Source organism: Pseudonocardia kujensis, from assembly GCF_021283305.1.
Taxonomy (GTDB): domain Bacteria; phylum Actinomycetota; class Actinomycetes; order Mycobacteriales; family Pseudonocardiaceae; genus Pseudonocardia; species Pseudonocardia kujensis.
Genome location: NZ_JAJSOK010000044.1, coordinates 1 through 24,042 on the forward strand (window position 1 = coordinate 1; position 24,042 = coordinate 24,042).

The following is a 24,042-nucleotide window of genomic DNA, read 5'->3' on the forward strand; positions in this document are numbered from 1 at the left end:
TGGCCGGCGCCCTGAGCGTCTCCCTGCTCGCCGTCACCGGCATCACCAACAAGAGCCTGCGCGCCTTGATGACCGGACTGCTCGGCCAGCCCTACCCCACCAGCCGGGCCAGCTACGACCTGACCCGACTGCGCCGCAACGGCCTGATCACCCGCGTCGAAGGCCGCAACCTCTACCGGCTCACCGACGACGGCCACGCCTTCGCCATCTTCTACACCAAGGTCCACAACCGCCTGCTCCGACCACTCATGGCCAGCGCACCACCCACCCCGCCACCCCTGCGGGGGGCGCTGCGCACCATCGACCAGCACATCAACGCCCGCTTCGCCGAAGCCCGTCTACCGTCGGCGACCGCCTGAAACCCTGGACAACTGCCAAAGCCCTAGCGACCAAGGATCGCTAGTCCCGCGAGTCGGCACTTCCGGGTCACCGAACCGCACCTCCCGGGACCGCACGTTCGGTCGCGCGGGAGTGCCGGCTCGCGGATCAGCTCCCATTAGAGGGTGTAGGTGCTGCCGGCGCTGGGGGCGATCCACGCGTCGGGCAGGGCGGCGGCGAGGGCGTGCTGGGCACGCCAGCCCGTGCAGTGCCCGGGGACCAGCACGGCCGGGTCCGCCGCGCGCAGCGCCGCGACGGTCGGTGCGATGACCGGCTCGAAGTGGGGACCGCCGAGGTGCAGGCCGCCGATCAGCGCGTACAGCCCGGCGACGCCGGTCAGCCGCTGCGCGTGCCGGACGATGTTGACCGCGCCGGCGTGCCCGCAGCCGGTGAGCACCACCAGCCCCTTGTCCCGCACGTGCACGACGAGCGCCTGGTCGTCGACCACGGCGGCGTCGTGCTCCCAGGCCGACCCGGTCCACGCCTGGTGCGCGGGCGGCATGCCGCGCTCGAACTCCGTGGTCCGGTCGACCTCGCCGGTGATCAGGACCGCGCCGTCGAGCAGCACCGACGGGACCCGCCGCTCGACGAGCGCGAACCCCTCCCCCGCCAGCGCCCGGGGGCTGAGCGTCGGCAGCTCCCGGGTGTCGCCGCCGGGCAGCGCGAACCGGCGCCGGGTCCACGCCGCCGGGTGCAGGACCATCGGGAGCGCGCGCGGGCCCTTCCGCCCGGCGAGCCCGGCCAGCCCGCCCGCGTGGTCGGGGTGCCCGTGGCTGAGCACGATCGCCTGCACGCCGGTGAGGTCGGCGCCGACGCGCTCGGCGTTGACCGTGAGCGCATCGGGCGAGAGGCCGGCGTCGAGCAGCAGCGAGGTGGTCGCCGCGCCGCGCCGCACCGTGACCAGCGCGGCGAACCCGTGCTCGGCCCTCAGCCCGACGTCGGCGGCGCCGCCCACGAACTGCGCGGCGGTGGCGCGGCCCGCGCCCAACCCGACGCGCGAGACCCGCTCGTCGCCGGTGAGCAGGGCGTCGAACACGTTCTCCACCAGTGTGGTGATCCGCACCTCGTCGACGGGTTCGAGCTGGATCGGGTCGACCGCGGGTCCCTCGGCGGGCCGGGGCACGCCCTGCGCGACCTCGGTCGGGCTCGCATGTCCGTCGCACATTGCCGCACCGTAACGCCGCCCTCGATCCGCCGAACAGCCAGCAGACGACGGCGCGGTCACGGCGCGGCGCCCGGGGAGGCGATCATGACCGACGGCACGACGGCTCGTCCCGCCCGCCGCCTCCCGGCACTCGCCCCGCTGGCGGCGAAGGTGCGGACGCTGGTGCGCCGCACCCCGTTCACCAGCACGGTCGTGCTCGTGATGATCGTCGCCGGGTTCGCCACCGGTGCGTTCTGGCGAGCCGCCGACGGCCAGGCCTGGTACCCGTGGATCGCCTACGGGGTGCCCTCGCTGGAGAGCGGCCGCTGGTGGACGGTGCTCACCGGGCCGTTCCTCGCCGTCGTCCCGCCCTTCTACCTCGCCATGACCGGCAGCTTCGCGCTGTTCGTCGGCTGGGCGGAGTGGCGGCTGGGCACCGGGCTCGCCGCGCTCACCGCCGTCGCCGGGCAGCTGCTCGGCATCCTCACCGCGCTGGGCTTCCTGCTCCTGGTGCGCGGCAACGGCTGGCCCTGGGCGGACGCCACGAGTCGGTTGCTCGACGTCGGGTTCTCGGCGGGCGCGCTCGCCGCGCTCGCCGTGACCAGCGCGACCCTGCGCCCGCCGTGGCGGCTGCGGCTGCGGCTCGCCCTGGCCCTCTACGTGCTCGCCTCGGCGGTCTACCTGGGCTCGCTGGCCGACCTGGAGCACCTCGTCGCGGTACTGATCGCGCTGGTGGTGGGGCCGCGGTTGGTCCGCGGCCGGGCGGTGCCGGCCGGACGGCCGAGCCGGCGGGAGTGGCGCCTGCTCGCGGTGTTCGTGCTGATCCTCCAGGCGGCCGGGTCGGTGCTGAGCTTCCTGCTCCCCAACGACGGCCCGCTCGGGCCGACCGGGAACCCGGAGTCGAGCTGGATCGACCTCGCGATCACGGTCGTCGTGGTCGCGCTGCTGGTCAACGGCCTGCGCAAGGGCCGGCGCGTCGCCTGGCGATGGGCCGTGGGGCTGTCCGTGTTCAACGTGCTCCTGGGCCTGCTCGTCGCCGCGGTGTTCGTCGTCGCGGCGCATGTGGAGGGGGGTGCCGCGACCCTCGACCAGCCGGGCATCTTCGTCGCCGACCGGCTCGCCTGGACGGTGCTGCTCGTGCTGCTCCTGGTGGGGCGGCGCGCGTGGCGGGTGCCGTCGCGCCGGGCCCGACGAGCGGTCGGCGGCGTCACCGACCGCGAGACGGCGGTCGCCCTGCTGCGCCGGCACGGCGGCGGCACCGTCTCGTGGATGGCCACGTGGCCGGACAACGAGTGGTTCGTGACCGCGGACGGCGAGTCCTGCGTGGCCTTCCAGCGGCACGCCGGGGTGGCCATCGGCCTCGGCGACCCGATCGGGCCGCAGCCGCTCGCCGCCCTCGGGGAGTTCGGGGTGCGCAGCGAGACGGCCGGGCTCATCCCGTGCCTCTTCTCCGCGTCCGACCGCACCGCCCGCGCGGCCCGGGACGCGGGCTGGTTCAGCGCGCAGGTCGCCGAGGACACCCTCGTCGACCTGCCCGACCTGGAGTTCCGCGGGAAGGCCTGGCAGGACGTGCGGTCGGCGCTGAACAAGGCGGGCAAGCAGGGGATCACCCACCGGCTCGTCCGGCTGGCCGACGAGCGGCACGCGGTCGTCGACCAGGTGCGGGAGCTCTCCGAGCAGTGGGTCGGCGGCAAGGGCCTGCCGGAGATGGGGTTCACCCTCGGTGGCGTCGACGAGGCTCTGGACCCGAACGTCCGGGTCGGGCTGGCGGTCGACGCCGACGGCCTGGTGCACGGCGTGACCTCGTGGCTGCCGGTGTACGCCACGGGCGGCACGTGCGGGGCTGGACGCTCGACGTGATGCGGCGGCGGGAGGGCGGGTTCCGGCCCGTCGTCGAGTTCCTCATCGCCTCGGCCTGCCTGGCGTTCCGCGAGGAGGGGGCGGCGGTCGTGTCGCTCTCGGGCGCCCCGCTGGCCCGTACCGACGCCTCCGGCGACACGGCGGTGCTCGACCGGCTCCTCGACACCCTCGGCGCCCGGCTGGAGCCGCTGTACGGCTTCCGCTCGCTGCACGCGTTCAAGGCCAAGTTCCAGCCGCGGTACGAGCCCATGCACCTGGTCTTCCGCGACGAGGCGGACCTCCCGCGGCTGGGTGTGGCGCTCACCCGCGCCTACCTGCCGGACACCTCGACCCGCGAGCTCGTGCGGCTCGCCCGGGCGTAGGCACTCCTCCGGCCGGTGCCTGCTCCCCCGCCGGCCGGCGGGGGTCGTGAACCGTTCCCGCCGGGGGGACTGATCGCTAGAGTCCGCGCATGGCCGAGGCGTCCGCCCAGCAGTCCGAGGACGAGTTCGCTCCGACCGAGCGCGGCGCGGCCGAGCGGCTCACCTTCTTCTCCGACGCGGTCGTGGCCATCGCGATCACGCTGCTCGCGATCGAGCTGCCGGTGCCGCAGGGCGCCACCGCCGCCGAGCTCGCGGCCGGGTTCCTGGCCAACCGCGGCGAGTACCTGGCGTTCCTCATCAGCTTCGCGGTGATCGCCCGGCACTGGATCAGCCACCACCGGGTCTTCCGCTACGTCGGGCGCGCCACCCTCCCGCTGACCTGGCTGAACATGCTGTGGCTGCTGATCATCGTGCTCACGCCGTTCTTCACCCGGCTCATCTCCGAGGAGCACATCGACTTCGCGCGCTTCGCCGTCTACGCCCTCGCGGAGACCGTGCAGATCGGCACCTTCGCCGTCATCCTCGCGGTCCTCAGCCGCAGCCGGGGGTACATCGTCGGGACGCCGGGGCAGCTCGTCCGCTACGGCTGGGTGCCGTCGGCGGTCACCGGGTTCGCGTTCCTGGTGTCCATCCCGTTGTTCCCGCTGCTCGGCGTGTGGTCGTTCGCCGTCTGGGCGGTCGTGCCCTTCCTCGGGGACCGGATCACCGCCGCGATGGGCATCACCGGCGACGACATCTGAGCCGGTGCGACACGCACGCCGGGGCCGGCCGCCGGGGCGGTCACCGCAGGACGGCCCCGACGCGCTCGGCCGCGAGGGCGACCGCGGCGTCGCGGGCCGCGTTCGCCTCCTCGTTGGTCAGCGTGCGGTCCGGAGCCCGGAACCGGAGGGCGTAGGCGAGCGAGCGGTTCCCCTCGCCGACCTGCGCACCGGTGTAGACGTCGAACAGCCGGACCTCCTCGAGCAGCGCGCCGCCGCCCTCGGTGAGGGCCGCGGCGACCTCGGCCGCCGGGACCGCCTCGTCCGTGACCAGGGCGACGTCGACCGAGACCGGCGGGTACGGCGAGACGTGCGGCGCCGGCCGCGCGTCCTGCAGCGGGATCGCGTCGAGGTCGAGCTCCATCGCGCAGGTGCGCGGCGGAAGGCCCAGCGCCTCCACGACCTTCGGGTGCAGCTCGCCGGCATGCCCGACGACCCACTCCCCCACCCGCAGCGCGCCGCACCGGCCCGGGTGCCACGGGGCCAGCTCCGCCTTGGTCACCCGCAGCGCGACGCCCGCGGCGGCGCCGACGAGCCGGCCCGCCTCGATCGCGTCCTGCCAGCCGGCCCTGCGCCCGGGGCCCCACCAGCCGCGCGGCTCGCGGTCCCCGGCCAGCACGACGCCGACGTGCACGGGCTGGGCGGGCAGCGCCGCCTCGATCATCGCGATCTCGGAGTCCGTCGGCCGCCGGTCGACGCCCGGGTCCGGCATCGGCACGGGGTTGCGGTGCGGCAGCACGACCTGGGACAACGCGTAGAGCGCGAGGTCGTCGAACCCGCGGGCCTTGTTGCGCACCAGCGTCTCGAGCAGGCCCGGCAGCAGCGTGGTCGCGAGCCGGTCGCGGTCCGCGTCGAGCGGGTTGGCCACCGTGACGGTCCGCCGCCGGACGTCGTCCTCGGGCAGGCCCAAGGCGTCCCACACCGCGTCGGCGACGAACGGGAAGGGTTCCACCTCGACGTGCCCGGCCTCGGCCAGCGCGCGGGACACGGACCGCTTGCGCAGCTGGGCGGGGGTCAGCCCACGCCCGGCCGGCGCCGGCGGCAGGGTCGACGGGATGGTCTCGTAGCCCTCGAGCCGCAGGACCTCCTCGACCAGCGCCGCGGGCAGGTCCAGGTCCGGCCGCCACGACGGCGGCGTCGCGACCACCAGGGTGGTCGAACCGGCCTTGCCGTCGCCGCTGGTCTCCAGCTCCACCGCGCAGCCGACCTGGGCGAGCCGCGCGACCGTCGCCCCCCGCGCGTAGGTCACGCCGGCGGTGCGGTCCGGCAGGTCCAGCGCCATCCGGACCGGCGGGAGCACCGGCGCGGCGCCCACGTCGGTGCGGCCCGGCTCGATCCGGCCGCCGCCGTGCTCCACCAGCAGGTTCGCGACCGCTTCGGCCGCGATCGGCGGGAGCTGCGGGTCGACGGAGCGCTCGAAGCGCTTCGACGCCTCACTGGGCAGCTTGTGCCGGCGGGCGGCGCGCGCGATGACGGTCGGCGCGAAGTGCGCGGCCTCGATCACGACGTCGACCGAGCCCGTCCTGTCCAGCGGGATCTCGGTGGAGGCCCCGCCCATCACGCCGGCGAGGCCGATCGCCCCGGAGTCGTCCGCGATGACCAGGTCGTCCGGGTCGAGGGTGCGCTCGACGTCGTCGAGGGTCCGGAGCTTCTCCCCCGCCTCGGCCCGGCGCACGACGATCTCGCCCTGCAGCCGGGTCGCGTCGTAGGCGTGGATCGGCTGGCCCAGGTCGAGCATCACGAAGTTGGTGACGTCGACGGTGAGCGAGATCGGCCGCATCCCGGCGGCCAGCAGCCGGCGCTGCATCCACCACGGGGTGGGAGCGCTCGCGTCGACGCCGGTGACCCGCCGGGTGACGAACCGCGGGCAGCCGGCCTCGTCGGCGATGCGGACCGGCCAGGCCGGGCCCTCCGCCTCCGGGACCTGCACCCGTCGGGCCGGGTCGGTGAAGTCCTCGCCGAGGGACGCGGCGAGCTCGCGGGCGATCCCGCGCACGGCGAAGCAGTAGCCCCGGTCCGGCGTGATGGCCAGCTCGACGACCGGGTCGTCGACCCCGAGCAGCGGCAGCGCGTCGGCCCCGGGCTCGGCGGTGCCCGGCGGCAGCACGAGGATGCCCGAGTGGTCGGCGCCGAGGCCGAGCTCCTTGGCCGAGCAGATCATCCCGTTCGAGGTGCGGCCGTAGGTCTTGCGCGCCGAGATCGGGAACGGGCCCGGCAGGACCGCGCCGGGCTGCGCGACGACCACGAGGTCGCCCGCCACGAAGTTCCGCGCGCCGCAGACGATCCCGCGCACGCCGTCGCCGAGGTCGACCTGGCAGTACCGGATCGGCTTCTTGAACTCGGTGAGCTCCTCGATCTCCAGCACGCGCCCGACGGTCAGCGGACCGGTCAGCTCCGGCGTCCCGTGGATCTCCTCGAGCTCCAGGCCGACGCGCACGAAGGCCTCGCCGACCGCCGCGGCGTCGGCGGGCACCTCGGCGACGTGGTCGCGCAGCCAGGACAGGGGGACTCGCACCGAATACTCCTCAGATACCGAACGCGCGGCTGAACCGGACGTCGCCCTCGACCATGTCTCGCATGTCGGGCAGGCCGTTGCGGAACTGCAGGGTGCGCTCCAGGCCCATGCCGAAGGCGAAGCCGGAGTAGACCTCCGGGTCGACACCGCAGGCGCGCAGGACGTTGGGGTTGACCATCCCGCAGCCGCCCCACTCGACCCAGCCGGCGCCGCCCTTCTTCTCCGGGAACCAGACGTCCACCTCGGCCGACGGCTCGGTGAACGGGAAGAAGCTCGGCCGCAGCCGGGTGGTCGACTCGGCCCCGAACATGGCGCGGGCGAACGCGTCGAGCGTGCCCTTGAGGTGCGCCATGGTGATGCCCTTGTCCACCGCCAGGCCCTCGACCTGGTGGAAGACGGGGGTGTGGGTGGCGTCGAGCTCGTCCGTGCGGAAGGTCCGGCCCGGGCAGACCACGTACACCGGCAGCTCGCGCTCCAGCAGGGCGCGGACCTGCACCGGCGAGGTGTGCGTGCGCAGCACCGTGCCCTGGTCCGAGCCCAGGTAGAACGTGTCCTGCATGGTGCGCGCCGGGTGGTCCTTGCCGAAGTTCAGCGCGTCGAAGTTCAGCCAGGAGGACTCCACCTCGGGGCCCTCGGCGACCTCGTAGCCCATCGCGACGAACACGTCCGCGATCCGCTCGGCGATCTGGGTGATCGGGTGCCGGGCACCACGCGGCCGCCGGTCCCAGGGCAGGGTGACGTCGACGGACTCCTCGGCCAGCACGCGCGCGTCCCGCTCGGCGAGGAGGACCTCGCGGCGGGAGTCGAACGCGGTCTGGACCTCCTGGCGGGCGGCGTTGACCCGCTTCCCGGCGTCGGCCCGCTCGGGGCCGGGCAGGCTGCCGAGGGAGCGGCGGGCCAGCAGCACCGGCGCCTTGTCGCCGAGGTGCGCGGGCTTGGCCGCGGCCAGGGCGTCGAGATCACCCGCGGCGTCGAACGCCTCGACCGCGGCCTTGACGGCGGCGTCCAGCGACGCGGCGTCGAGCAGGTTCTCGGTCATCGGGTTCCCTCATGCACGGTCGGTGATCCTAGAGCGCCGGTGTGCGGCGCTCGCGTACAGGCAGACCGCCGCGGCGGTCGCGAGGTTGAGGCTCTCGGCGCGGCCGTAGAGCGGCACCCGGACCCGGTGGTCGGCCGCGTTCAGGACGGTCTCCGGGACACCGTGTGCCTCGCCACCGAATATCCATGCCACCCGGCCGCCGAGGACCTCCGCGGCCTCCGGGGCGTGCAGGTCGAGCTCGCCGCGCCCGTCGGCCGCGAGCAGGGTCAGCCCGGCGGCGCGGCAGGCCTCGAGCAGGCGGGGGGTGTCCCGGTCCCGCGCGACGGGCAGGTGGAAGACGCTGCCGGTGGAGGCCCGGACCGCCTTGCCGTTGTGCGGGTCGACGCTGTCGCCGGCCAGGACCACGGCGTCGGCGCCCGCCGCGTCGGCGGCGCGCAGCACGGTGCCGGCGTTGCCGGGCTCGGACACGCCCGCCAGGACGGCGACGAGCTGCGGGGAGTCCGCGAGTGCGGCGGCGACCGGGACGTCGATCAGGTCACAGACGGCCACGAGGCCCTGGGGGGTGACCGTGTCGGAGAGGACCTCGGCGACCCGGTCGCTCACCACGGTCACCGGGATGCCCCGGCCCTCGGCGATCCCGACGATGTCGGCGTTGCGCTCGACCGCGAGCGGGGTCGCGAAGAGCTCGTGCACCCGGACCTCGGCGGTCACGGCCTCCCGCACGGCCTGGGCGCCCTCGACGAGGAACCGCCCGGCCTTGTCACGACCCGCGCGCCGCAGCAGCTTGCGGGCTGCCACGACGCGCGGGGTGCGTTCCGTACCGAGCACGTGCTCGGTCAGGCGGCACTCTCGTTCTGCGGCGCCTGCGCCGGGACGTTGGCCTTGGCCAGGTCGACCAGGGCGGCGAACGCGGTCGGGTCGCTGATCGCGAGCTCCGACAGGTTCTTGCGGTCCACCTCGACGCCCGCGGCCTTGAGGCCCTGGACGAAGCGGTTGTAGGTCATGCCGTTGGCACGGGCCGCGGCGTTGATGCGGGTGATCCACAGCTGCCGGAAGTCGCCCTTCTTGGCGCGACGGTCGCGGTAGGCGTAGGTCATCGAGTGGAGCTGCTGCTCCTTGGCCTTGCGGTAGAGCCGCGACCGCTGACCGCGGTAGCCGGCGGACGCCTCGAGGATCGTCCGGCGCTTCTTCTGGGCGTTCACCGCGCGCTTGACGCGTGCCATGGGTCTGTCCTGTCTCTCGGGTGGCCGGCCCCGGGGGATGGGCAGGCCGGTTCAGCGGGTGGGTGCGGTGAGCCTCGCGCAGATGTTCGCTGCGCAAGCTGCGCCTGCGCAGACGTTCGCTGCGCAAGCTCCGCTCAGCGGCCGAGCAGCTTCTTGACGCGCTTGACGTCGGCCTTGTTCACCGGGACGACACCGGACAGGTCCCGGGTCTCCTTGCTCGACTTGACCTCGAGGCGGTGGCGCAGGCCGGCCTGCTGGCGCAGGAGCTTGCCGCTGCCGGTCACCTTGACCCGCTTGGCCGTTCCCTTGTGCGTCTTGTTCTTGGGCATGGCTGATCCGTTCGGTGTCGCGGTGCGCCCGGGGACGCACCGTGGGGTACCTCCCGGCCGGGACCGGGAGGTTCGTGCCGCTTGCTTCAGACTCAGGCCTGGGGCTCGGCCTCGGCGGCGGCGGCCTGCTGGGCCGCCGGGCGCTTGACCGGCTTCTTGGTCGGAGCGAGCACCATCGTCATGTTGCGGCCGTCCTGCTTCGGGGCGGCCTCGACGGTCCCGAGCTCCTGCACGTCCTCGGCGAGCCGCTGCAGCAGCCGGTAGCCCAGCTCGGGCCGGCTCTGCTCGCGACCGCGGAACATGATGGTGACCTTGACCTTGTTGCCACCCTCGAGGAAGCGCACGACGTTGCGCTTCTTGGTCTCGTAGTCGTGGGTGTCGATCTTCGGCCGGAGCTTCTGCTCCTTGATCACCGTGAGCTGCTGGTTCCGCCGGGACTCCCGGGCCTTCTGCGCGCTCTCGTACTTGAACTTGCCGTAGTCCATGAGCTTGCAGACGGGCGGGCGGGCCTGGGCCGCGACCTCGACGAGATCGAGCTCGGCCTCCTGCGCCAGCCGCAGGGCGTCCTCGATACGCACGATGCCGACCTGCTCGCCGTTCGGGCCGACGAGTCGGACCTCGGGAACGCGGATGCGGTCGTTGATGCGTGTCTCTGTGCTGATGGGGTCTCCTCGTTGTGCCGTCATGTCCTGCGACGACAAGCAAAGACCCGTCGATCAGAGCGGCCCGCGCTGAGGCGGACCGCCGACCGGGACCCGATCACCTGTCACTGCAGGCGGTGAGCGGGTGGGAGCGGGGCTCCACTTGATCGCCCTGACGCGCGGTTCAACGCGCGACGGGGTGGTCGCATTCCGCAGCGTACACGGCCCCCTCTCCCCCCGTCATCGAGGGGGCGGGGTGGGGCGCATGAGCGTCGCATTCGGAACGAAGTCCGCGCTGAGCGCGGGTTCCGTTCCACTCCCGGCGATCATGGCGAGGAAGTGCGCACGAACTCGCGCGAAACAGCTCGCCGCGGCCGCTCCTCCGATCATTCTGCCCGCATGGGCAACATGGGTGCGCGCGGCTGGTCGCGGGCGGGCCGACTGAATGCCGCGGCGGCGGACCGGGCGGAGTCGGAGGCCGAGCGACGGTTCCGCGCCCTCCTCCGCGGGGCCGGCATCACCGGGTGGGTGCTCGGCCTGGAGACCCCCGCCCGCGAGGTCGACGTGGCGTTCCCCCTGGCTCGCGTCGCCGTCGAGGTGGACGGCTGGGCCTGGCACGTCGACGTCGACCGCTTCCGCGCCGACCGGCGGAAGCAGAACGCGCTGGTACTCGCCGGGTGGAACCTGCTCCGGTTCACGTGGCACGACCTCGTGAACCGACCCGACGCCGCCGTCGCGCAGCTCCGTGCCGCCCTCCGACTCGCAGCATGGTCACCGGACGCGGAACGGAACCCGCGGTGAGCGCGGATTTCGCTCCGGAGCCGGCGATCAGGGGGTCCGGAGCTTGCCCTGCCGGGCGGCGCGGCGCTCGAACCAGACGGTCATGAGCGGCGGGATGCTGGAGAAGAGCGCCAGGACCAGCGTGCCGGCGCTCCAGCGGAGGCGGCGCGCGGCGAGGAGCGCAACGATCACGTAGAGCACGAACAGGGCGCCGTGGATCGGGCCGAAGATCTTCACGCCGATCTCGTTCTGCACCACCACGTACTTAAAGAACATGCCGATCAGCAGGCCGACCCAGGAGCAGGCCTCGGCGATGGCGACGGCGCGGAAGAGCCGGCCGATCCCGGTGACGGCAGTGCCCGCGGCGGTGGTGTCGGTGCTCGTGCTCATCGGGCTCCCAGTCTGGATTGTCCGGATCGACGGTTCACCCTCCATGGTGCCCCATCGACGCCGCGGAACTTCTACCGGGTGTCGAACTCCACGTCCGCCGATGACTCCGGGAAACGGGCGCGGTCCTCCCTGCAGACCGACCACCGAGGAGGAGCCGTGACCGCCGCGACCGCCAGCACCGCCCCCACGATCGACCTGGGCCCCGCTGCCCGCCGGGTCGCCGCCCTGCTCCCGGCGATCCGTGCCGAGCAGCTCACCGCCCCGACGCCGTGCCCGGACTTCACCGTGGCCGCCCTGCTCGACCACCTCATGGGCCTGACCACCGCCTTCACCGACGCCGCCCACAAGACCCCGGCGGGCGGCGGGGCGCCCGTCCCGTCGGCCGCGCACCTCGACCCCGACTGGCGCACCGAGCTCCCGGACCGGCTGGCCGCGCTCGTCACCGCCTGGCGTGAGCCCGCCGCGTGGGAGGGCGAGACCGAGGCGGGCGGCGTCGTGCTGCCGGCGCAGGTGCACGGCGTGGTGGCGCTCGACGAGATCGTGGTGCACGGCTGGGACCTGGCCCGCGCCACGCGCCAGCGCTTCTCGGTCGACGCGGCGAGCGCGGCCGCGTGCCTGGAGTTCTGCTCGTCGTTCGCCCACGGTGAGGCGGTCGAGGGGCTGTTCGGGCCGGCCGTGCCGGTCGGCGCGGGCGCCCCGGTCTTCCACCAGGTGCTGGGCTACGCCGGCCGCGACCCCCGCTGGTCCGCGAACCGGTGACCGCGGGGCGGCGGCGAGAATGCCGCCGTGCACCATCTGCAGACCCTCAGCGTCCACGCGGGCAACGACGTGGACCCCGGGACCGGCGCCATCCGCCGCCCGGTCGTCATGGCCAACTCCTACGCACTGCCGGACGACCCCTCCACGCTGAGCTGGTCGGACTTCGGCACGCCCCTCTACACCCGCAACGGCGGCGCCAACCAGGGCTGGCTCGAGGAGAAGCTCGCCCTGCTCGAGACCGCGGGCGAGCGCGGTGAGGTCGACGCCGTCGCCCTGGCCAGCGGGGTCGCGGCCCTGCACGCGGTCTTCTTCACGTTCCTGCGCAGCGGGGACCACGTGGTGTCGTCGGACGTGACGTACGTGGCCGTGTACCGGCTGCTCACCGAGCTGCTCCCGGAGAAGTACGGGATCACCGCGACGCTCGTCGACTCGTCCGACCCGGAGGCCGTGCAGGCCGCGATCCGGCCGGAGACGCGGCTCGTGCACGTCGAGACCCCGGCCAACCCGACGACGCGGATCACGGACGTCGAGGCCGTCGCGCGGATCGCGCACGAGGCGGGCGCCCTGCTCAGCGTCGACGCGACCTTCGCCACACCGGTCCTCCAGCGACCGCTCGCGTTCGGCGCCGACCTCGTCGTCCACTCGCTGACGAAGTACCTCAACGGCCACGGCGACGCGATGGGCGGCGCCGTGATCGGCGACCGCGCGCTGACCGACCGGATCCGGGCCGACGCGATGGTCAACGTCGGCGGCGCGATCAGCCCGTTCAACGCGTGGCTGATCATGCGCGGGGCGGTGACCCTGCCGTTGCGCATGCGCCAGCACTGCGAGAGCGCGCAGGCGGTCGCGGAGTTCCTGCAGGCGGACCCGCGGGTGGCGTATGTCGCCTACCCCGGGCTGGCGGACCACCCGCAGCACGCGCTCGCCGCCCGCACCATGAGCGGCTTCGGCGGGATGCTCGCCTTCGCGGTGCGGGGCGACGGCGACACGCAGAACCGTTTCGTCGCGAACCTGCGGGTGATCACGTCGGCGGTGTCGCTCGGGCACGACGAGTCGTTGATCGTGCACGTCGCGGGCGACGACGAGCGGGCCGGCGCCTACCCCGAGGAGTTCCGGCGGTGGGGCCACCTGCGCTTCTCGGTCGGGCTCGAGGACCCGCGGGACCTGGTGGCCGACCTCGACCGGGCCCTGACGACGACCCTCGGCCCGCGCTGACCCCTCCCGCGGGTCGGCGGTCCGAGGCTTCCGGACCGCACCTCTCGAGAGCTTCCGGGATGTGCAGTTCGCCCGGAAGTGCCGACTCGCGGGTCCGGAACGCGCGACTCGCGTGTTCGGAACGCGCGACTCGCGGAAGCCCAGCGCGCGACTCGCGGGTCAGTCGCCGTTGTCGCCCCCGTTGTTCCCGCCGTTGCCGCCTCCGTTGTTCCCGCCGCCGTTCCCTCCGTTCCCTCGTCCGCCGTTGCCGCCGTTGCCGCCGTTGCCGCCGTTGCCGCCGTTGCCGCCCCCGTTGTCGACGCCGTTGTCCCCGTTGTTGCGGCCGTTGCCGCCGTTGTCGCCGCCCCGGTCGCCGTTGCGGCCGGTGTCGTTCGGGGCGTTCTCGCCCTGGCCCTGGTCGGGGGCGGGCGGGGTGGCGACCTGGACCGACGGGATGGTGCCGGTGAGGTAGCGCGGGTCGGTGGGCGGCAGCGGCACGACCGGTTGGCCGGCGAGGATGTCGCCGAAGGCCCGGTAGAAGGTGCGGGCGGGGGCCTTGCCGCCGTAGATGTTGCCGCCGGAGCAGCTGCGCGGCGGGCTGCCGTCGCAGATCGGCCGGGGCGCGTTGGAGTCGTCGAACACGATGGCGGCGCCCGCGAGCTGCGGTGTCGCGCCGACGAACGCGGCGGACTTGTACTCCTGGGTGGTGCCCGTCTTCGCCGCGATCGGCCGGTTCCAGCCCATCTGCCCGGCGGCGGCCGCCGAGGTGCCGCCCGCGGCGTCGTCCTTCGACAGGCCGGTCATGAGGGTGTCGGCGATCGCCGGGTCGAGCGCCTGCCGGCACGCCGCCTGCGTGACCGAGACCGACTGCCCGGTCCGGTCGGTGATCGACTGCAGCGGTGAGGGCGGGCACCACGTGCCGTGGCTGGCCAGCGTGGCCTGCACGTTCGCCAGCTCCAGCGTGCTGGTCGGCGTGACGCCCAGGGTGAACGACGCCTGGTTCTGCTGCTTCATGACGTCGGCGATCGAGGCCGTGCCCGGCTTGCCGCTGTACGGCGTCTCGGCGAGCGAGGTGAGGCCCAGCCGGACCGCCATGTCGACCACCGGCGGGATCCCGGTGCTCTCCTCCAGCTTGACGAACGCCGTGTTGGGCGACTCGGCCAGCGCGTCCTGCAGGGTCAGCGCGGTCCGGTAGTTCCCGGCGTTGCCCACGGGGATCGGCCGCCCGGTCCCGTTCCTGTAGATCGGCGACGTGTAGCCGCTCGGCGGCACCGGGATCACGGTGTCGATGCCGATCAGGTGCTGCTCCATCGCCGTGGCCGCCGTGAAGATCTTGTAGACCGATCCCGCGCCCATGTTCTCGGGCTCGTAGGGCAGCCCGTAGCTCGACTGGCCCGGCTTGTTGCCGAAGGTGCGGTTGGCCGCCAGCGCGACGACCTGGTGGGTGTCGGCGCCGGGCCGGACCACGGCCATGACGTCGGCGACGTGCGGCTGCGTCGGCGGCACCTGCCCGTCGATCGCCGCCTTGGTCTTGGCCAGCGCGTCGGGGTCGAGGCTGGTCCGGATCGTGTACCCGCCGCCCGCGAGCTGGTCGGTCGGGAAGCCCGACTGCTTGAGGTAGGCGAGCACGTAGTCGCAGAAGTAGCCGGCGTCGCCCGCGCCGATGCAGCCCTCGGCCGGGATCGTCGGGTCCGGCACCACCCCGAGCGGCGCCGTCGCGGCGTGCGAGGCCTGCTCCTGGCTGATCGCGCCCTGCTGGCGCAGCGCCTCGATCACGACGTTGCGCCGGCCGGTGGCGCCGTCGGGGTGCGCGATCGGGTCGTACTCGGCCGGGCTCTGCACCATGCCGGCCAGCAGCGCGGCCTGCGGGACGGTGAGGGCGGAGGCGTCGACGCCGAAGTACGCCTTCGCCGCGGCCTGCACCCCGTAGGCGCCGTGCCCGAAGTAGACGACGTTGAGGTAGCGCGTGAGGATCTCGTCCTTCGACAGCTCGTGGTCCAGGCTGACCGCGAGCTCGGCCTCCTTCAGCTTGCGCGCGTAGCTGGGGGCGACGGCGGCCCGGCGCTCGGCGTCGGTCTGTGCGGCCACGTAGAGGTCGTAGTTCTTGACGTACTGCTCGGTGAGGGTCGACGCGCCCTGCGTCGCACCGCCGTTGGAGTTGTTGACCAGGGCGCGGGCGGCGCCGATCGGGTCGAACCCGCCGTGCTCGTAGAAGCGCCGGTCCTCGATGGCGACGATGGCCGCCTTCATCGCCTGCGAGATCCGGTTGCTCTCGACCGGGACACGGTACTGGTCGTACAGCGAGGCGACGGTCCTGCCCGTGGCGTCCTCGACCGTGGTGACCGCGGGCAGCACGCCCGCCTTCAGATCCGCGTTCGTGCCCACGGCGGAATCGCTCACCGCGCCGGCGAGGAGGCCGATTCCGCCGGCGAACGGGAACAGCATTCCGGCGACCAGGACCCCGGCCACGACGACCAGCACCGCCAGCCGCCGCACACCCCACGCGACACCCACGACTGCACTGTCTATCAGCAGCGACCGTCGGCCGCCGGTGAGCCCACGCGCGTGCCGAACCGCCCCTTCCGGACGATCATCCGCAATTCGTACGCAATTTCCTGCGGCTCCCGGAAATTGCCGACCCCGACGGTGGAGTGCGATTCCGGGGAGGCGCACACTGGGCGGGTCGCACGACGTGGAGGGACGGCGATGGGTGAGCTGAGCGCCTGGCACTGGCTGATCGTCATCGGGGTGTTCGTGCTGCTGTTCGGGGCGCGCAAGCTGCCCGAGGCGGCCCGCGGACTCGGCCGGTCCGCCCGCATCCTCAAGGCCGAGCTGCGGGCCGAGGACACCGCGCCCGAGGACACCGCGCCCGCCCCGGCCCCGCCCGCGGGACCGACGGCACCCGCGGCACCCCCGGCGCCCGCGACGGCACCCCCGGCGCCACCGACGCCCGCCGCGGCGGCCCCGGTCCCGGAACCCGCTCCCGCCCCCGAGACCGCCCGCCCGAACGGGACGTGACGATCCCCGCCCGACGGTCGGTCGACACCGCCCCGGCGGCGACCTAGCGTCATCCGGGTGAAGGTCAGGATCGGGATCGGGTCGCTGCCCACGCCGGCGACCGGGGGCGGCGGGTTCGCGGAGCTGGTCGACGAGCTGGAGGCCCGCGGGATCGACTCCGTCTGGCTGCCCGACCTGGTCGGCACCGACTCCGTCGACGCCCTCACGGGCATGGCGTTCGCCGTGGGTCGCACGCGCTCGCTCAAGGTCGGTACCGGGGTGCTCGTCCTGCCGGGCCGCAACCCCGCGCTCGTCGCCGCGCAGCTGGCGTCGCTCGCGGCGTTGGCGCCCAAGCGGATCCTGCCCGCGTTCGGCGTCCGCCCCGCCCGGCCGCGGGAGCGCCAGCTCTACCCCGTGCCCGAGGGCGAGCGGGCGGCCGTGTTCGAAGAGGCACTCGTCGTCGTCCGGCGGCTGCTGGCCGAGGAGCGCGTCACGCACCACGGCGCGTTCTTCCACCTCGACGACGCGACGATCGGCCCGCGCCCGCCGGGTCGCCTCGATCTCTGGCTCGGCGGCCGCGCACCCGTCGGCCTGGACCGGATCGGCCGGCTCGCCGACGGCTGGCTGGGCAGCTTCGTGACCCCCGCCGAGGCCGCCGAGTGCCGCGCGACGATCGAGCGGGCCGCCACCGCGGCCGGCCGGGAGATCGAGGAGGACCACTACGGCACCAACCTCGCCGTGGTCCCGCCCGAGGCGACGCCCGAGCAGGTCGAGGCGGCGCTCGCGGCGTCCCTGGACCGGCGGCCGGACGTGGACCCGCAGAAGATCGTGGCGCACGGCTGGGCCGAGGCGCGCGACCGGATCCGGGAGTACGTCGACGCCGGGTTGACCAAGTTCGTGGTGCGCCCGGCCACCCCGGTCGCCGCGTGGCGGGACTTCCTCGACCAGTTCGACCAGGAGCTGCGACCGCTCGAGACGTGAGTGGCCGGCCACGCCGCGACAGGAACGCCGGTCCCCGGTGTGGCAGGCTCCGGACACGTGAGCGCTCGACGGGTCCGTGATCGAGACGAGGCGGGACGCGCCCGCAACGCCCGCCCCCGGGACGCCTCCGGGCGGCCCCTCCCCTACGGCACCCCGGGCGTCCCGCAGGTGCCCGACGATCTCGACCTCACCCCCGAGGAGACCGTCACCGAGGCCCAGCGGCTGCTCGACGAGGGGCTGCCGTTCCAGGCGCACGAGGTCCTGGAGGCGGCGTGGAAGTCGTCTGGACCCGAGACCCGTGACCTGTGGCGGGCGCTCGCGCAGTACGGCGCCGGGCTCACGCACGCCCAGCGCGGCAACGCCCGCGGCGCCGTCTCGCTGCTCGAGCGGGCGTCGGACGGGATCGCCCGCTGGGTCGGCGACCCGCCCGCAGGCCTCGACCTGCGCGGCCTGCAGGACCACGGCTTCGCCCTCGCCGCACGGATCGAGCGGGCGGGCAGCACGGACGGCGTCACGGCCGAGGACCTGCGGCCGGCGCTGCGGAGGTGAGCGGGAGGGCGATCCGGGAGGCCGGTCAGGCCGCGACCTCGTCGACCGCCCGGAGCACCCGCAACGCGTTGCGGCCGGCCAGCTTCCCGCAGTCGGCGGCACTCCAGCCCCGGGCGAGCAGGGCGTCGAACAGCCGCGGGTAGCCGCTGACGTCCTCGAGGCCGGCGGGCAGCTCCGCCACGCCGTCGTAGTCGCCGCCGATCCCGATGTGGTCGATCCCGGCGACCTCGCGCACGTGCTCGAGGTGGGCGACCACGTCGTGGAGCGTCGCGCCGGGTGGCGGCGGGCCGTCCCAGCTCGCGGCGAAGGCCTCCCGCGCCCTCAGGTCCCGGTGGTCCTGCCCGGCCGCGGTCATCGCGTCGGCGAGCCGGGCGTCCCAGTCCGCGACGGCACGCGACACGAACCGCGGGACGAAGGTCACCATGCACACGCCGCCGTTGTCCCGCAACGACTCCAGGACGTCGTCGGGCACGTTGCGAGGATGGTCGGTGACCGCGCGGGCCGACGAGTGCGTGAACAGCACGGGCGCGGTGGTGGTCCCGAGGGCCGCGCGCATGGTGGTGGCGGCGACGTGCGAGAGGTCCACGATCATTCCGATCCGGTTCATCTCGGCGACGACGGTGCGGCCGAAGCCCGACAGCCCGCCGTGCACCGGCTCGTCCGTCGCGGAGTCCGCCCACTCCGTGTTCAGGTTGTGCGTCAGCGTCATGTACCGGACCCCGGAGCGACGCAGCGCCCGCAGGACCTGCAGCGAGCCGCCGATGCTGTGCCCGCCCTCGGCACCGAGCAGCGAGGCGATCCAGCCGTCGGCGAAAGCGGCCTCGACCTCGGCGGCCGTGGTGACCACGCGCAGGTCGGCCGGATAGGTCTCGGCGAGCCGGTGGACCCGCTCGACCTGCTCGACGACGGCCCGGACCGCGGCGTCGCCGGTGTAGGAGCAGGGCACGTAGACCGACCAGAACTGCCCGCCCACCTTCCCCGCGCGCAGCCGCGGCAGGTCGGTGTGCAGACGCGGCTCGCCCCGGGCCAGGTCGGGCTCGGGATCGCCGAGCGTGCGCAGGGCCCAGGGCAGGTCGTTGTGCCCGTCGATCAGCGGGGTGCCGGAGAGGAGGTCGGTGGCGTGCACAGCCGAGCAGTGTGCACCGATGATCGTGGACCGGCAGACTGGGCCGCGTGGACGGCTCCCCCGGTGTGGCCCGCGTGGCCCTGGTCCTGCACCCGCGCAACGACGTCACGGAGGTCGCCGAGCGCCTCGTCGGCCTCGCCCACGCCCACGGTCTGGAGGTGCTGGTGCGTGCCGCCGACGCACGCCGGGTACCCGGCGCGGTCCCGGTCGGGGCGGACGACCTGGCCGCGGAGGCCGACGGCGTGGTCAGCCTGGGTGGCGACGGCACCATGCTCGGCGCCCTGCGGCTGGTCGCCGACCGGCCCGTCCCGGTGCTCGGCGTGCACCTCGGCAACCTGGGGTTCCTCGTCGAGGTCCACCCGTCGGAGCTGGACTCCGCGCTGGCCCGGCTGCTCTCCGGGGACTTCGTGGAGGAGCCGCACAGCGCCCTGCGGATCACGGCCGGCGAGCGGCGGTCGGTGGCGTTCAACGACCTGGCCCTCGCCCGGCACCCCGGGCGCGGCACGGTCGACGCCACCCTCGCCGTGAGCGGTCTGCGGTACGGCTACTACCGGTGCGACGCGCTGGTCGTGGCCACGGCCGCGGGGTCGTCGGCGTACAGCTACGCGGCCGGCGGCCCGCTGGTGTCGCCCTCGGTGGGCGGGATCGTGGTCACGCCCTCGGCGCCGATGTCGGGGATCTCCCGGCCGCTCGTGCTGTCCGAGTCGGACACGCTGCAGCTGGAGCTCAACCCGCGGTGCGGGGCGCTCGCCCTGGAGGCCGACGGCATCGGCCAGGGCGAGGTCGGGGCCGGCGACCGGGTGGAGGTCGCCGTCCAGACAGCGGCCGGGCGGGTCGTCCGGCTGGATCCGGACGTCCACGCCCAGCGCAGCCGGGTCAAGCTGAGCCTGCTGGACCTCCCCCTGCTCCCCGAGCAGCTGCGCGAGCTGCTGCCCGGGGAGGTGCGGGAACGGCTGGAGGCCCGCAGCGGCTAGGCCGTGTCTCTCAATCCGGCGCCGCCGGGCCCGGTGATCCACGTCGTTCCCGGCAAGGCAGCCGGGCCGCCCTCATACCGGGCGTATTCGGGTGGCCCGGCAACGCCGGCGGGGACGGCGTGGGCGCCGGGAGCGGTGGTGGCGGATTGGGAGACACGGCCTAGTACAGGATCACGCCGCGGATGTTCTTGCCGTCGTGCATGTCCTGGTAGCCCTGCTGGATCTCGTCGAGCGAGTAGGTCTTGGTGATCAGCTCGTCGAGCTTGAGGTGCCCCTGCTGGTACATCTCCAGCTGGCGCAGGATGCCGAAGCTCGGCGCCGAGGCGCCGAACAGCGAGCCCTGCAGGCGCTTCTGGAACAGGGTGAGCTCGGAGATCGCGATCGGCACGCCGACCTCGGTGATGTCGCCCAGGCCCGTCACGACCGCCGTGCCCGCCTTGCGGATCGCGGCGAAGGCCTGCCCGACGTGCTCGGGCTTGGTCACGCCCACGGTGACGATCGCCGAGTCGGCGCCCTGGCCGTTGGTGAACTGCTTGGCGAGCTCCGTGGCCTCCTCCATCGTGTCGACCGCGTGCGTGGCACCCAGCTCCTGCGCCTTCTCGCGCTTGAAGGCCACCGGGTCCACGGCGATGATGTTCGACGCGCCGGCGTGCCGGGCGCCCTGCACGGCGTTGATCCCGATGCCGCCGATGCCCATGACGATCACGGTGTCGCCGGGCTGGACCTCCGCGGAGTTCACCGCCGAGCCCCAGCCGGTGCCGACGCCGCAGCCGACCAGGCAGGCCTTGTCGAGCGGGATGTCGTCCGGGACCACGACGGCCGAGTCGATCGCGACCGTGGTGGTCTCGCAGAAGGTCGAGATGCCGCACATCTGGCCGACGGGCCGGCCGTCGAGGTGCAGCCGGAAGCTCTCCGGGTCGTCCCAGCGCGAGCCCTGCAGCAAGGTGGATCCGAGGTCGCACAGGTTCTGCCGGCCCGTGGCGCACCAGCGGCAGCGGCCGCAGCCGGGCAGGAACGAGAAGACGACGTGGTCGCCCTCCTTGTAGCCGCGCGTACCCGGGCCGACCTTCGTCACGATGCCCGCGCCCTCGTGGCCGCCCGCGAACGGGTAGCAGCCGACCGGGATGTCGCCCGTGGCGATGTGGTCGTCCGAGTGGCACATGCCGGACGCGACCATCTGGACCTGGATCTCGCCGTTCTGCGGGTCGTCGAGTTCGAGATCGACCACCTCGTACTTGCCGGGCGCCTGCCGAATCACTGCTCCGCGGGTCTGCACGTCGTGTTCCTCCTGGGACACCGTCGTCACATGGGGAGATGCGCACCCGACCCTATGACCGGGGTCACGGAAGGGGAAGAGCCGGGTGGTCCGGCGTCACGCGACCGAGGAACGTCGGCCACCCGGCGCCGCGGGTCGGTACGGGCTGACGCCCCTGATGCTCTTGCCGCCGTGCACGTCCTGGTGCCCCTCGGCGACCGGGTCGAGGGTGGAGGTCCGGGTGACCAGCTCGTCGAGCGTGAGGACGCCGGCCTCGTACAGCTCCAGCCGACGGCGGACGTCGTCGTCCGGGTTGTGCGCCTACCGACCCGACCTCAGCGAGGCATGCGGCGCCAGAGCGCGCGGGGCGCGTGGCGGAGCAGGGCGAAGACCGGCTGCAGGATCCGCGGCACCCACACCTCGTCGCGCCCGCCCCGCAGCGCGGCGACCGTGGCCTCGGCGACCTGGTCGGGGGTGCTGGAGAAGGGCGCCGGCCGCATCCCCTCGGTCATCCGGCCGATCACGAAGCCCGGCCGCACGAGGACGAGCCGGACCCCCGAGCCGTGCAGGGCGTCCGCCAGCCCGGAGGCGAACCCGTCGAGCCCCGCCTTGGCGCTGCCGTAGACGTAGTTCGCGCGGCGCACCCGCGCCCCCGCCACGGACGAGAACACGACGATCGTGCCGCGCCCGCGCGCCCGCATGACCTGGGCGAGCTCGGTGAGGACCTGCACGTGCGCGACGTAGTCGGTGTGCACGATCTGCACGGCGTGCGCGGGGTCGACCTCGGCGCGCGCCTGGTCGCCGAGCAGTCCGAACGCGACGACGGCGAGGTCGATCCCGCCGTGCCGGGCCACCACGTCGTCGAGCAGGGGTCGGTGGGCGGCGAGGTCGTCGGCGTCGAACTCGACGCGCTCGACCGCCGCACCCTGCTCGCGGATCGCCTTCTCCTCGGCGTCGAGGTCACCGCTGCGGCGGGCGGCGAGCACGACGGTCGACGCCTCGCGCCCCGCCAGCCGCCGCGCCACCGCGATCCCGATCTCGCTCCGCCCACCCAGCACCAGCAGCGTCCCGGCCATGGCCGGAGTCTGGCAGGGGCGGTCAGTCGCCGAGCGACAGCCCGGGTCCGGAGCGGAGCTCGTCGGCGCTGGAGGTGAGGGTGCCCCGGTGCGACACGGTGACCTGGTAGAAGTCCTCGCCGGCCGGCACGTCGGGCACGGTGAAGGCGAAGTCGCAGGTGGTCGGGCTGCTCGCGCGGCCGGTCGCCAGCGCGCCGGTGGCGACCACGGCACCGGACGCGTTCGCGATCGTCACCCCGGTGCCGGCGTGGATGTCGGAGTAGCCGCCGCTGCCGCTGCAGGTCGTGCCGGAGCTCAAGCCGCGGTCACGGCCCCCTCACCCCGGACGACCTCGTCGGGCAGCTCCCCGGCCGGGTCGGCGGACGGGCGCTCGGGGTGGGTGGCGGTCATCGGGGTCCTCTCCGACGGCGATCGCGGACACCCGGCACATCGCCGCCCGGGCCGGGACCATGAACGACAGCGCAGCCGTTTCCTCACGATGAGGTACACAGCGCGCGGCAACACCGGCGAAACACGGGCCCCCTACCGTCGGGGGCGTGCCCGAGGTGATCTTCGACGTCCGCTGGCCGGACGGCTCCCGGCAGTCCTTCTACTCCCCCTCCCTGATCGTGGAGGAGCACTTCCGCGCCGGTGGGAGCTACCCGGTCGCCGACTTCGTCGACACGAGCCGGACCTGCATGCGCATCGCCGACCAGCGCGTCCGGCAGAAGTACGGCGTCGGCTGCGCCCAGTCCGTCGTGACCATGGCGGGCATCGAGCGGTCCGCCGCCCGCTTCGCCGGCGACGAGCACGTCACGCTGGAGGCGTTCCGGCGCTGAGGAGGCGCTGGACCATACTGGCCCGGTGACCGGCGAACGACGGGCCGCGGTGCTCGGCTCCCCCATCCGCCACTCGCTGTCCCCGGTGCTGCACCGAGCGGCGTACGAGGCGCTCGGGCTGACCGGTTGGTCCTACACGGCGCACGAGGTCGACGAGGCCGGGCTGCCGGAGTTCGTCGACGGGCTCGACGGGAGCTGGGCCGGGCTCTCGCTCACCATGCCGCTCAAGCGGGTCGCCCTGGAGGTCGCCGACCGGGTCAGCCCGCTCGCCGCGGCCACCGGCGCGGCGAACACGCTGGTCCTGCGGCCGGAGGGGCGGCTGGCCGACAACACCGACGTGGCCGGGATCGTCCGGGCCCTGCAGGCGGCGGGCGTCCGGGCGGTCGACCGGGCCGTGGTGCTCGGTGCCGGCGGCACCGCCCAGGCCGCCCTCGCGGCGCTGCGTGAGCTGGGCACGAAGGACCCGGTCGTCCTCGTGCGCAACGCCGGCCGGACCCGCGAGCTGGCGGGCGCCGCGGAGCGCCTCGAGGTCCATCCGGAGATCAGGGCGCTGCTGACCGGCGCCGAGGGTGACCTCGCGGCCGCGTCGGACCTGCTGACCGGGGCCGACGTCGTCGTCTCGACCCTGCCCGCGGGCGCGGCCGACGACTTCGGCGGGCTGCGCTGGGACCCCGCCACCGTGGTCCTCGACGTGATCTACGCGCCCTGGCCCACCGCCCTCGGCGCGGGCGCGGCCGCGGCGGGCTGCCGGGTCGCGAGCGGGCTGGACATGCTGCTGCACCAGGCGGTTGCGCAGGTCGAGCTGATGACGGGCCGCCCCGGGCCGGTCGCGGCGATGCGCGCCGCGCTCGACGAGGCGGTCCTCGCCCGCTCCTGAGCGCAGTACGGATCCAC

The 24,042-nt window shown here is 74.1% G+C and carries 26 protein-coding genes; 13 read left to right on the plus strand and 13 right to left on the minus strand.

All coding sequences use genetic code 11. From position 1 onward, the window contains the following. Positions 1 to 359, plus strand: a 359-nt coding sequence (locus LWC35_RS25690; protein WP_232872825.1) for a helix-turn-helix domain-containing protein, incomplete at its 5' end; no start/stop codon positions are given. 137 nt (positions 360 to 496) lie between these two features. Here LWC35_RS25690 and LWC35_RS25695 read toward each other — a convergent pair. Then, on the minus strand, positions 497 to 1,543 hold the full coding sequence (locus LWC35_RS25695; RefSeq protein WP_232872826.1) for an MBL fold metallo-hydrolase: 1,047 nt from the start codon (positions 1,541 to 1,543) through the stop codon (positions 497 to 499). Between the two features lie 84 nt (positions 1,544 to 1,627). Here LWC35_RS25695 and LWC35_RS39575 point away from each other — a divergent pair, with 84 nt between their 5' ends. The 3 genes from LWC35_RS39575 (at position 1,628) to LWC35_RS25705 (ending at position 4,484) form a co-directional block, all read left to right on the plus strand. Further along, positions 1,628 to 3,382, plus strand: coding sequence for a bifunctional lysylphosphatidylglycerol flippase/synthetase MprF (locus LWC35_RS39575; RefSeq protein WP_269804785.1), 1,755 nt, complete (start codon positions 1,628 to 1,630; stop codon positions 3,380 to 3,382). After that, positions 3,358 to 3,744: a phosphatidylglycerol lysyltransferase domain-containing protein gene (locus LWC35_RS39580; protein WP_308194667.1), complete on the plus strand. Its 387-nt coding sequence runs from the start codon at positions 3,358 to 3,360 to the stop codon at positions 3,742 to 3,744. The genes LWC35_RS39575 and LWC35_RS39580 overlap by 25 nt, the downstream gene beginning before the upstream one ends. 89 nt (positions 3,745 to 3,833) lie before the next feature. Continuing rightward, complete coding sequence (locus LWC35_RS25705; RefSeq protein ID WP_232872827.1) at positions 3,834 to 4,484, plus strand: TMEM175 family protein; 651 nt, start codon at positions 3,834 to 3,836, stop codon at positions 4,482 to 4,484. A 40-nt stretch (positions 4,485 to 4,524) separates the two neighbouring features. Here LWC35_RS25705 and pheT read toward each other — a convergent pair whose 3' ends face one another. From pheT to infC, 6 genes are all read right to left on the minus strand, one after another. Beyond that, a complete protein-coding gene (gene pheT, locus LWC35_RS25710; RefSeq protein ID WP_232872828.1) occupies positions 4,525 to 7,017 on the minus strand; it encodes a phenylalanine--tRNA ligase subunit beta in 2,493 nt (830 codons plus the stop codon). A 10-nt stretch (positions 7,018 to 7,027) separates the two neighbouring features. After that, on the minus strand, positions 7,028 to 8,056 hold the full coding sequence (gene pheS / locus LWC35_RS25715) for a phenylalanine--tRNA ligase subunit alpha (protein ID WP_232872829.1): 1,029 nt from the start codon (positions 8,054 to 8,056) through the stop codon (positions 7,028 to 7,030). Positions 8,057 to 8,065: 9 nt separating this feature from the next. Next, positions 8,066 to 8,854 (minus strand): TrmH family RNA methyltransferase, encoded by a 789-nt coding sequence (locus tag LWC35_RS25720; RefSeq protein ID WP_232872830.1) that lies wholly within the window; start codon positions 8,852 to 8,854, stop codon positions 8,066 to 8,068. 38 nt (positions 8,855 to 8,892) lie between these two features. Further along, positions 8,893 to 9,279, minus strand: a complete 387-nt coding sequence (rplT, locus tag LWC35_RS25725; RefSeq protein ID WP_232872831.1) for a 50S ribosomal protein L20 — start codon at positions 9,277 to 9,279, stop codon at positions 8,893 to 8,895. Positions 9,280 to 9,413: 134 nt separating this feature from the next. Further along, positions 9,414 to 9,608 carry a 50S ribosomal protein L35 gene (gene rpmI / locus LWC35_RS25730; RefSeq protein ID WP_232872832.1) on the minus strand — a complete coding sequence of 65 codons (195 nt, stop codon included), beginning with the start codon at positions 9,606 to 9,608 and terminating at the stop codon, positions 9,414 to 9,416. A gap of 92 nt (positions 9,609 to 9,700) precedes the next feature. Next, on the minus strand, positions 9,701 to 10,294 hold the full coding sequence (gene infC, locus LWC35_RS25735) for a translation initiation factor IF-3 (RefSeq protein WP_232872833.1): 594 nt from the start codon (positions 10,292 to 10,294) through the stop codon (positions 9,701 to 9,703). Positions 10,295 to 10,648: 354 nt separating this feature from the next. Between infC and LWC35_RS25740 the strand changes: the two genes are divergently transcribed. Continuing rightward, positions 10,649 to 11,050 carry an endonuclease domain-containing protein gene (locus LWC35_RS25740; protein ID WP_232872834.1) on the plus strand — a complete coding sequence of 134 codons (402 nt, stop codon included), beginning with the start codon at positions 10,649 to 10,651 and terminating at the stop codon, positions 11,048 to 11,050. A 27-nt stretch (positions 11,051 to 11,077) separates the two neighbouring features. On the opposite strand, the gene LWC35_RS25745 is transcribed toward LWC35_RS25740, so the two are convergent. Then, positions 11,078 to 11,419 (minus strand): DUF3817 domain-containing protein, encoded by a 342-nt coding sequence (locus LWC35_RS25745; RefSeq protein ID WP_232872835.1) that lies wholly within the window; start codon positions 11,417 to 11,419, stop codon positions 11,078 to 11,080. A 156-nt stretch (positions 11,420 to 11,575) separates the two neighbouring features. Between LWC35_RS25745 and LWC35_RS25750 the strand changes: the two genes are divergently transcribed. After that, entirely contained in the window at positions 11,576 to 12,178 is a 603-nt protein-coding gene (locus LWC35_RS25750; protein WP_232872836.1) for a TIGR03086 family metal-binding protein, read from the plus strand. Between the two features lie 27 nt (positions 12,179 to 12,205). After that, complete coding sequence (locus LWC35_RS25755; protein WP_232872837.1) at positions 12,206 to 13,393, plus strand: trans-sulfuration enzyme family protein; 1,188 nt, start codon at positions 12,206 to 12,208, stop codon at positions 13,391 to 13,393. Positions 13,394 to 13,552: 159 nt separating this feature from the next. Here the strand turns inward: LWC35_RS25755 and LWC35_RS25760 are convergent, their stop codons facing one another. Further along, positions 13,553 to 15,886, minus strand: a complete 2,334-nt coding sequence (locus tag LWC35_RS25760; protein WP_308194668.1) for a transglycosylase domain-containing protein — start codon at positions 15,884 to 15,886, stop codon at positions 13,553 to 13,555. A 192-nt stretch (positions 15,887 to 16,078) separates the two neighbouring features. On the opposite strand from LWC35_RS25760, the gene tatA reads away from it, so the two are divergent. The 3 genes from tatA to LWC35_RS25775 are packed head-to-tail and all read left to right on the plus strand — an operon-like array spanning position 16,079 to position 17,899. Then, entirely contained in the window at positions 16,079 to 16,390 is a 312-nt protein-coding gene (gene tatA / locus LWC35_RS25765; protein ID WP_232872838.1) for a Sec-independent protein translocase subunit TatA, read from the plus strand. Positions 16,391 to 16,447: 57 nt separating this feature from the next. Next, positions 16,448 to 17,350, plus strand: coding sequence for a TIGR03854 family LLM class F420-dependent oxidoreductase (locus LWC35_RS25770; protein ID WP_232872839.1), 903 nt, complete (start codon positions 16,448 to 16,450; stop codon positions 17,348 to 17,350). Positions 17,351 to 17,407: 57 nt separating this feature from the next. Further along, the gene (locus LWC35_RS25775) at positions 17,408 to 17,899 is read left to right on the plus strand and encodes a DUF309 domain-containing protein (RefSeq protein WP_232872840.1); all 492 of its coding nucleotides are present in this window, start codon (positions 17,408 to 17,410) and stop codon (positions 17,897 to 17,899) included. Between the two features lie 25 nt (positions 17,900 to 17,924). Here the strand turns inward: LWC35_RS25775 and LWC35_RS25780 are convergent, their stop codons facing one another. Continuing rightward, positions 17,925 to 19,025, minus strand: a complete 1,101-nt coding sequence (locus LWC35_RS25780) for a dipeptidase (protein WP_232872841.1) — start codon at positions 19,023 to 19,025, stop codon at positions 17,925 to 17,927. A 47-nt stretch (positions 19,026 to 19,072) separates the two neighbouring features. Between LWC35_RS25780 and LWC35_RS25785 the strand changes: the two genes are divergently transcribed. Continuing rightward, a complete protein-coding gene (locus LWC35_RS25785; protein WP_232872842.1) occupies positions 19,073 to 19,999 on the plus strand; it encodes an NAD(+)/NADH kinase in 927 nt (308 codons plus the stop codon). A 160-nt stretch (positions 20,000 to 20,159) separates the two neighbouring features. Here the strand turns inward: LWC35_RS25785 and LWC35_RS25790 are convergent, their stop codons facing one another. The 3 genes from LWC35_RS25790 to LWC35_RS25800 form a co-directional block, all read right to left on the minus strand. Continuing rightward, positions 20,160 to 21,275 (minus strand): NDMA-dependent alcohol dehydrogenase, encoded by a 1,116-nt coding sequence (locus tag LWC35_RS25790; RefSeq protein ID WP_232872843.1) that lies wholly within the window; start codon positions 21,273 to 21,275, stop codon positions 20,160 to 20,162. Positions 21,276 to 21,589: 314 nt separating this feature from the next. Continuing rightward, complete coding sequence (gene dprE2, locus LWC35_RS25795; RefSeq protein ID WP_232872844.1) at positions 21,590 to 22,330, minus strand: decaprenylphospho-beta-D-erythro-pentofuranosid-2-ulose 2-reductase; 741 nt, start codon at positions 22,328 to 22,330, stop codon at positions 21,590 to 21,592. Between the two features lie 22 nt (positions 22,331 to 22,352). Next, a complete protein-coding gene (locus LWC35_RS25800) occupies positions 22,353 to 22,628 on the minus strand; it encodes a hypothetical protein (RefSeq protein ID WP_232872845.1) in 276 nt (91 codons plus the stop codon). Positions 22,629 to 22,866: 238 nt separating this feature from the next. On the opposite strand from LWC35_RS25800, the gene LWC35_RS25805 reads away from it, so the two are divergent. Then, positions 22,867 to 23,148, plus strand: coding sequence for an MSMEG_0570 family nitrogen starvation response protein (locus LWC35_RS25805; protein ID WP_232872846.1), 282 nt, complete (start codon positions 22,867 to 22,869; stop codon positions 23,146 to 23,148). A 25-nt stretch (positions 23,149 to 23,173) separates the two neighbouring features. Then, positions 23,174 to 24,025: a shikimate dehydrogenase gene (locus LWC35_RS25810; RefSeq protein ID WP_232872847.1), complete on the plus strand. Its 852-nt coding sequence runs from the start codon at positions 23,174 to 23,176 to the stop codon at positions 24,023 to 24,025. Positions 24,026 to 24,042: the final 17 nt, after the last annotated feature.

What these genes read in the sequence shown, in the direction of transcription:
- LWC35_RS25695 (WP_232872826.1), bottom strand. Translation starts at nt 1,543, where the DNA reads ATGTGCGACGGACATGCGAGCCCGACCGAGGTCGCGCAGGGCGTGCCC.
- LWC35_RS39575 (WP_269804785.1), top strand. Translation starts at nt 1,628, where the DNA reads ATGACCGACGGCACGACGGCTCGTCCCGCCCGCCGCCTCCCGGCACTC.
- LWC35_RS25705 (WP_232872827.1), top strand. Translation starts at nt 3,834, where the DNA reads ATGGCCGAGGCGTCCGCCCAGCAGTCCGAGGACGAGTTCGCTCCGACC.
- pheS (WP_232872829.1), bottom strand. Translation starts at nt 8,056, where the DNA reads ATGACCGAGAACCTGCTCGACGCCGCGTCGCTGGACGCCGCCGTCAAG.
- rplT (WP_232872831.1), bottom strand. Translation starts at nt 9,279, where the DNA reads ATGGCACGCGTCAAGCGCGCGGTGAACGCCCAGAAGAAGCGCCGGACG.
- rpmI (WP_232872832.1), bottom strand. Translation starts at nt 9,608, where the DNA reads ATGCCCAAGAACAAGACGCACAAGGGAACGGCCAAGCGGGTCAAGGTG.
- infC (WP_232872833.1), bottom strand. Translation starts at nt 10,294, where the DNA reads ATGACGGCACAACGAGGAGACCCCATCAGCACAGAGACACGCATCAAC.
- LWC35_RS25740 (WP_232872834.1), top strand. Translation starts at nt 10,649, where the DNA reads ATGGGCAACATGGGTGCGCGCGGCTGGTCGCGGGCGGGCCGACTGAAT.
- LWC35_RS25745 (WP_232872835.1), bottom strand. Translation starts at nt 11,419, where the DNA reads ATGAGCACGAGCACCGACACCACCGCCGCGGGCACTGCCGTCACCGGG.
- tatA (WP_232872838.1), top strand. Translation starts at nt 16,079, where the DNA reads ATGGGTGAGCTGAGCGCCTGGCACTGGCTGATCGTCATCGGGGTGTTC.
- dprE2 (WP_232872844.1), bottom strand. Translation starts at nt 22,330, where the DNA reads ATGGCCGGGACGCTGCTGGTGCTGGGTGGGCGGAGCGAGATCGGGATC.